The sequence below is a fragment of the Streptococcus hongkongensis genome (assembly GCF_053206145.1).
The window spans coordinates 20,215-27,139 of sequence record NZ_JBRUGD010000019.1 but is presented as its reverse complement, the minus strand read 5'-3'; the positions used below and the strand labels follow the sequence as shown (position 1 = coordinate 27,139).

The following is a 6,925-nucleotide window of genomic DNA, read 5'->3' as shown; positions in this document are numbered from 1 at the left end:
CTTTTGGTGTATAATAGTTTTGCATCTCAGAGACCTTCCAATTGTTGTTGTGGTAGATTACAATTATATCTCTCTGAGATGTTTTTTTGATACCCTTTAAGTGGCTAACTTCATTTTAGAACTTTCAAAAATATTTCAGAAAAAGCTCTGATTATTTTCTAACATTGCTATTTATCCAATATTTTATTAATTTTCTACGATTTTATAGTTGCTTATTACATGATTTTCTAAAAAAGTGAAGAGAAATAGTTTATCTCTTCACTTTGACAGCTATTCTATTGAATTTTATTTTCTGTTGAGTGTTTATACCCATACAAAATATAAATTAATGTTCCAATGCATGTTGTTATTCCAAATGCTACCCATGTTATTTTCATATATTGGCTCATAAAAGATAGACAAATTATGATAGCTAATATTGGAAGTAATGGCACCAGTGGTGTTTTAAACTCTCCTTTTTTGGGATTCCCCATATCTTTTCTAAGTTTAATAATTGCAATCGACATAATAATCAAATAAGCAAGTGTACAAATGTTAACAAACTCTGCTAAACTAGCGAGTGGAAATAACCCGGCACAAATCATTGATAATATTCCGACAAGTAAAGTTGCATTTTTTGGAACAAAGTTTTTTGAAGTTATTTTATGCAAGCTCTTTGGCAATAAACCATCTCTACTGATAGAGTAAACAATTCTTGCTAAGGCAAAAGTCATTGAAATACAAACGGTAATTAAAGTAAGGACTGCAACAATTGACACGTAGTTAGCTACCCATTCCATTCCAATACTTCTTAATGCAAAGGAAACAGCATCTGGTACATTCAATTTAGTATAGTGAATAATACCAGTTAAAATAATAGTTACCAATACATATAGAATTGTTACAATAATTAGTGATAATGTTATTCCCTTGGGAATCGTATTTTGCGGATTCTTAACTTCATCAACAGTCATTGAAATTGATTCAAAACCTAAGAAAGCAAAAAACATAACTGATGCTCCAGCAAATATTCCTGACTGGCCGCCATAAATTTTTCCAATACCATATGGTGCAAAATTTGACCAATTTTCTGGCTTTATGAAAAATATTCCCACTAAAATAAATATAAATAAGGCAGAAAATTTTAAAATAACCAATAAACTATTAAATCTTAGAGCGGTTTTAGAATTCATTAAAACTATTGTCATTACAACTAACATGACAAAAACGGGGAGAATATCAATATATGTTCCATGTTTAGGATTGAAAGTTTCGTTTAGCATTTTAGGAATAATAATACCGTAACTGCTAAGCAGTCCTTTGAGATAACTTCCCCAACCCACTGCTACACTTGAGATTGCAGTTAAAAATTCCATAATGATGTACCAGCCAACTATCCAGGCGGGGAATTCTCCTAAGGTTGCATAAACATAACTATACGCACCGCCATTTGCAGGAACTCTCGAAGCAAATTCAGCATAAAATAAGGCTAAGATACCAATTGCAAGAGCAGAAATAATAATTGAAATTGTTAGAGCTGGACCTGCATACTGTGCTGCCCCTATTCCTGTAATTGTAAAAATACCAGTTCCAACCATAGAACCTAAACCTAAAAATATTAAGTCATTTACTTTTAAATGCCTTCTCATTTCAGTTTTATTTTTACTATTATTTTTCTTACGAAATATTGTCATTTATTTTTTACCTTCTTTTCCTAATTGTAACTAGTTTAACACAGCCAACTAGTAATGTAAATTGCATAATAAAAAGCTATTAGAATAAGAAAATAAACATTACTCTAATAGCTTTTTTATATAAAACAGAAAATTAGGATCCTTCTTCTGTAACCATTTTATCTTTTATTTCTTCATATGATAATGCATGAACATCCTCATTTTCATCCTCATTCTCAGCAGGCATTTTACCTGTTTCATAGATGGATTTGATTTGTTCAGCATCTAATGTTTCATATTTCAATAGAGCTTCAGCAATTAACTTGTGTGTTTCTCTATTTTCATTAATAATGTCTGCTGCCTGATTTCTTGCTTGATTTAATAACTCCCTAACTTCATCATCAATCATTTGAGCAGTCTGCGCAGAATATGATTTTTCAGGAGAAATTTGACCAGGCATCATTGCATGATTACCTTCATATTGAACTGGACCAAGTTTGTCACTCATACCATACTCAGTAACCATAGCACGGGCCATTTGAGTAGCTTGTTCAAAGTCATTTGATGCGCCAGTAGTTTGTGCATTAAAGATAATCTCCTCAGCAACTCGACCACCCATTAAACCAGCTAATTGTTCTTTTAAATCATCCTTAGAAAGTAACATTTGATCTTCTTTAGGAAGAGCAATCATGTAACCACCCGCACGACCACGAGGAACAATAGTTACCTTGTGAACAACACGCGCATTTGATAATGTTAAACCAACAATGGTATGGCCTGCTTCATGATAAGCAACCATTTCACGTTCTCTTTGAGAAATAGTACGGTCTTTTTTAGAAGGTCCAGCAATAACGCGATCCTCTGCTTCATCAATATCAGAAGCATCAATTTTCGTTTTATTACGTCGTGCAGCTACCAAAGCAGCCTCATTTAAAACATTTTCTAAATCAGCACCAACAAAACCTGGTGTTTGTTGTGCAACAACCTTCAAATTAACATCATCGTTAAGTGGTTTATTTTTGGCATGTACTTTCAGAATAGCTTCGCGTCCCTTAACATCTGGACGTCCAACAAGAACTTTCCTATCAAAACGACCTGGTCTAAGCAAGGCAGGGTCTAATACGTCACTACGGTTAGTTGCCGCAATAACAATGATACTTTCATTACCTTCAAATCCATCCATTTCAATCAATAATTGGTTTAAAGTTTGTTCACGTTCATCATTACCGCCTCCCATACCAGCTCCACGACGACGACCAACTGCATCAATTTCATCGATAAAGATGATTGCTCGTTCAGCTTTCTTAGCATCCTCAAAAAGAGAACGAACACGACTAGCACCGACACCGACAAACATTTCAACGAAGTCAGAACCAGAAATACTAAAGAAAGGAACGCCGGCTTCACCAGCAACAGCTTTTGCAAGAAGGGTTTTACCAGTTCCTGGAGGTCCCTCTAAAAGAACACCAGATGGAATACGCGCACCTAAAGCCTTATATTTTTTAGGATTTTTAAGAAAATCAACAACTTCAACAAGTTCCTGTTTCTCTTCTTCAGCTCCAGCCACATCAGTAAATCTAACTTTTACATCACCCTTGGTTTGTGATTTAGCTTTGTTTTTACCAAAACTCATTGCACCACGTGCACCACCACCTTGGTTCATCATCATAATCATGAAACCAGCGAAAATGACAATAGGCAAGAAACTCATTAATAATGAAATCCAAGTTCCACTTGAACTTTCTTGTTTGACAGTAATAGTTGTTCCTGATTTATCAGCTGCACTTGTTACGTCTTTAAGTGTCGAATCGTTTGGTAAAACCAAAGCTGTAAATTCTGTTACTTTTCTAGCTGAATCTGTTCCAAAAAAGGAAACATTTGGATCAGTTTTGACGCTTTGTGGTTTGTTATATTCACCCTTAACTTGGATAATATTTCCACTTGGTTGATAAGTTAAATTTTTAACATCACCAGCCTTTACTTGTTTGATTAGTTTTGAATAACTAACCTGTTGACTTTGTGTGCTAGTTCCCTTTAGATAATATTGAAAACCTGTGATAACCACAACAATCAATAAGATATAAATAAAAGAATTTTTCACAAACCCATTATTCTTATTATTTTTCATATAACGATAATTGACCTTTTTCTATTTTGAATAGACTTCTTCTTTTAAAACTCCAACATATGGTAAATTACGATAATTTTCAGCATAATCTAAACCGAAACCAACAATAAATTCATTTGGAATATTATAACAAACATAGTCTGCTTCGATTTCAACAACACGACCTTCAGGTTTGTCAAATAAAGTTGCAATTTTTACTGAATTAGCTTTTCTATATTTAAACATATCTCTTAAGTATTTCAATGTACGACCAGTATCAATAATATCTTCAATAAAGATGATATCTCTTCCCTCGATGGTAGTATCAACATCTTTTAAAATCTTTACTTCACCACTACTAGTTGTACCTCCGTGGTAACTTGAGACAACCATGAAATCAATTTCAACGTGAGTATCAATATGCTTCATTAACTCAGCCATAAAAGGAACGGATCCTTTTAATACACCAACCATTAATGGATTTTTCCCCTGATAATCTTTTGTTAATTGTTGTCCAAGTTCTTTTGTTTTTTTTATAATATCTTCTTCTGAATAGAGAATTTTTTTAATATCTTGCTCCAGCATGATGTCACCTTTTTTCTAAATTTTCAACATACAGTTTAGCCAACATTATATCATGTTTAGATGCTTTTCTCAAATATGTTTTATCAGCAATCAGTACAAATATAATCTCATCCTTTTGTAAACCAATTATAGCATTTTCTCGCTCTTTAGCAGTAAATTTACCATCAATGAATAGTCTCCTGATTTTCTTTGAAAACTGTCCAAAATCAATTATATCACCAGTCATCCTACCACGTAAGGTAATCGGAGATAGCTGGTAAATCGGTATCATTAACTCATGTGCTATGTCTTGAGATAAGTGACTAAATGTAAAAGTACAATTATTGTACTTATTACTAGTACCATATTCTATCAAAACTTGACTGTCTTTTCTCTCAGTCTTTAGACTGATTTTTTCAATAAGAAAACTATCATAAGAAATAACTAATTGGTAGGTTTGATTGATTGGATAAGTGCCTGTTTTTTTCCGTCTTAATAATGAAAGTAATTCTTCAAATTGACTTTTTGAAATAGATAAATCAGAAAATTGTTCAATATATTCCTGAAAACAAAAATATTGAACTGCAGTACTATTATTCAAAAAATAAGAAAATTGATTTATTGAATGAGCAGGAATTAAATCTTTCAATGCTTGAATTAAAACTGATGATTCTTTAGACAATGCTAACAATGAGTAATTAAATTGTGGATTTTCTTGACGAAGTTCCGGTAAATATTGATTTCGAATACGATTCCTTAAGTACTCATTTGTTTGATTAGAAGCATCTTCAAAGTGAAAAATTTTTGGTAAGTCAGCTTTTGAAATGGTAAGAAAGGGTCTGATTAGTTGGCCACTTCCAAATGATTGACACTCTTTAATTGAAGAAAGATGTCTCAATCTTGCTCCTCTCAATAGACGCATAAAAACTGTTTCTGCTTGGTCATCAGCATGATGAGCTGTAACAAGGGCAGAATAATTTTCATTTTCCATGATTTTCTTAAAAAAGCTATAACGAAAATCACGGGCATTATTTTCACTAAATGAACCAAAAAAATCTGCTTTATAAAAAGGAATTTGCTTTTCTTTAGCCCAATTTTCTAAGTATTCCTCTTCCTGATCAGATTCCGGGCGTTGCTTGTGATTAACATGAATAATAGCTATAGCTATCTGTAAGTTGTTTTGATTAAGATGTAAAAAGTGCAGTAAATTCATTGAATCTACTCCACCTGATACAGCTATTAATACCCGTTTATGTTGATCAAATAGACCTTTTTGTTTGATATAATTATAAATTTTTTGATATGTCATTTTAATATTGAATAAACGTCATCAGCAATTTTACTTAAATCATCATATGATGATTTATCTGTAAAAATAGAAAGAATAAAAGGAGAATCTGCATAAACAATTGCTACATCATGTTTATAGTCATAGGCATCTCCAATTTTATGAGCAACAGGAACAGAAATATTTTTTGAAATACGTTTATCATCAAAATCTGTATGTGACATATAAGAGATTATTTTACCATTTTGATAATAAATAGCTTCCATAACTCTAGCAGCCTGACGAGAAGACAGATTTCTCTTTTCCATATCCCACGGTAAGCCTGATAAAGCTAACATTTGATTGGTAAAAGTTACATCATATTTATCAGCACCATAATATCCTAAGATATTTGTAGCTACATTATCTGAGTGCTGTGAAACAGCTCTCAACAAATTATCAACACTGTACTCTTTATTATCAGCTTCTTTGCTAATTTTCCCAGATCCAGAAGGATCATAGTCACCTTTAAAATGATTAACTTCATCAGTGTATTTAAACGGTGTATCAGGACTTAATTGACCTTTTTTAATTCTTTCTTGAATAAAGTATAAAGTTCCTAATTTAGCTATACTTGCTGAATACATTTGCTTATCAGCATTAATTCCTGCACTTGCTTGACTGTTAAGTTGTTTAACAAATATAGAATAGTTTTCCTTATTATATTTTTCAGATAGCATTTCTTGTACCTTAATCATACGATTATCTGAAATTGACAACTCATTTGCAGAAGCCCAACCTTTATTATCAATATAATAATAAATCCCTTGTTGAGTTTGCGATATCCTACTAGCATGAACTTTTTTATAACTATCAATTGTAGTTTTGGAAGCTTGAACACCTTTTACGTAAGGCTGATCATATAAAGTAATACCAACTTGAGTCCAAAATTCTTGACTGATATCCTTTTGATTAATTAATGTATCATCATAAATCAATTGTTTATTTGCTTCAATGTAATTACCATCTGATAACTGAAATACTGGTTTTCCATTTTCATTTATCTGTAAATTAGTTATTGAAAAATCTTCATTTGGTTCTATAAATTTGGCAAACTGAGTCAAGTTAGAGTCTTTGTAACTATTTTCTTCAGAAAAAACATTTGGGTTTTGAGGTATGGTATCAAAATAAGTTACTTTGGTTGCAACCGATTGATCTAATTGATAAATCTTTTCTTTACTTAAATGAAGTTGTTTTTCAGTAGAAATAATAGGAATTGGAGACATGAAAAAAAGCATTACAAAAACTGCTAATATTTTTTTCATGTTTTCTCCT

Annotated in this window: 5 protein-coding genes; all 5 read right to left on the bottom strand. The window is 32.0% G+C overall.

Annotated features, from left to right (window positions below):
- Positions 1 to 275: 275 nt before the first annotated feature.
- Positions 276 to 1,673, bottom strand: coding sequence for an APC family permease (locus ACVRZD_RS09995; RefSeq protein ID WP_037627360.1), 1,398 nt, complete (start codon positions 1,671 to 1,673; stop codon positions 276 to 278).
- Between the two features lie 133 nt (positions 1,674 to 1,806).
- On the bottom strand, positions 1,807 to 3,780 hold the full coding sequence (gene ftsH / locus ACVRZD_RS09990; protein ID WP_037627363.1) for an ATP-dependent zinc metalloprotease FtsH: 1,974 nt from the start codon (positions 3,778 to 3,780) through the stop codon (positions 1,807 to 1,809).
- 21 nt (positions 3,781 to 3,801) lie between these two features.
- The gene (gene hpt / locus ACVRZD_RS09985) at positions 3,802 to 4,344 is read right to left on the bottom strand and encodes a hypoxanthine phosphoribosyltransferase (RefSeq protein WP_037627365.1); all 543 of its coding nucleotides are present in this window, start codon (positions 4,342 to 4,344) and stop codon (positions 3,802 to 3,804) included.
- Positions 4,345 to 4,348: 4 nt separating this feature from the next.
- Complete coding sequence (gene tilS / locus ACVRZD_RS09980; RefSeq protein WP_037627368.1) at positions 4,349 to 5,632, bottom strand: tRNA lysidine(34) synthetase TilS; 1,284 nt, start codon at positions 5,630 to 5,632, stop codon at positions 4,349 to 4,351.
- Positions 5,629 to 6,915 (bottom strand): serine hydrolase, encoded by a 1,287-nt coding sequence (locus tag ACVRZD_RS09975; protein WP_037627371.1) that lies wholly within the window; start codon positions 6,913 to 6,915, stop codon positions 5,629 to 5,631. Before ACVRZD_RS09975 ends, tilS begins: the two co-directional genes overlap by 4 nt.
- Between the last annotated feature and the right edge of the window lie 10 nt (positions 6,916 to 6,925).

Bases quoted from the DNA above. Each gene is read 5' to 3' on its own strand.
- tilS (WP_037627368.1), bottom strand. From the start codon at position 5,632: ATGACATATCAAAAAATTTATAATTATATCAAACAAAAAGGTCTATTT.
- hpt (WP_037627365.1), bottom strand. From the start codon at position 4,344: ATGCTGGAGCAAGATATTAAAAAAATTCTCTATTCAGAAGAAGATATT.
- ACVRZD_RS09995 (WP_037627360.1), bottom strand. From the start codon at position 1,673: ATGACAATATTTCGTAAGAAAAATAATAGTAAAAATAAAACTGAAATG.
- ftsH (WP_037627363.1), bottom strand. From the start codon at position 3,780: ATGAAAAATAATAAGAATAATGGGTTTGTGAAAAATTCTTTTATTTAT.
- ACVRZD_RS09975 (WP_037627371.1), bottom strand. From the start codon at position 6,915: ATGAAAAAAATATTAGCAGTTTTTGTAATGCTTTTTTTCATGTCTCCA.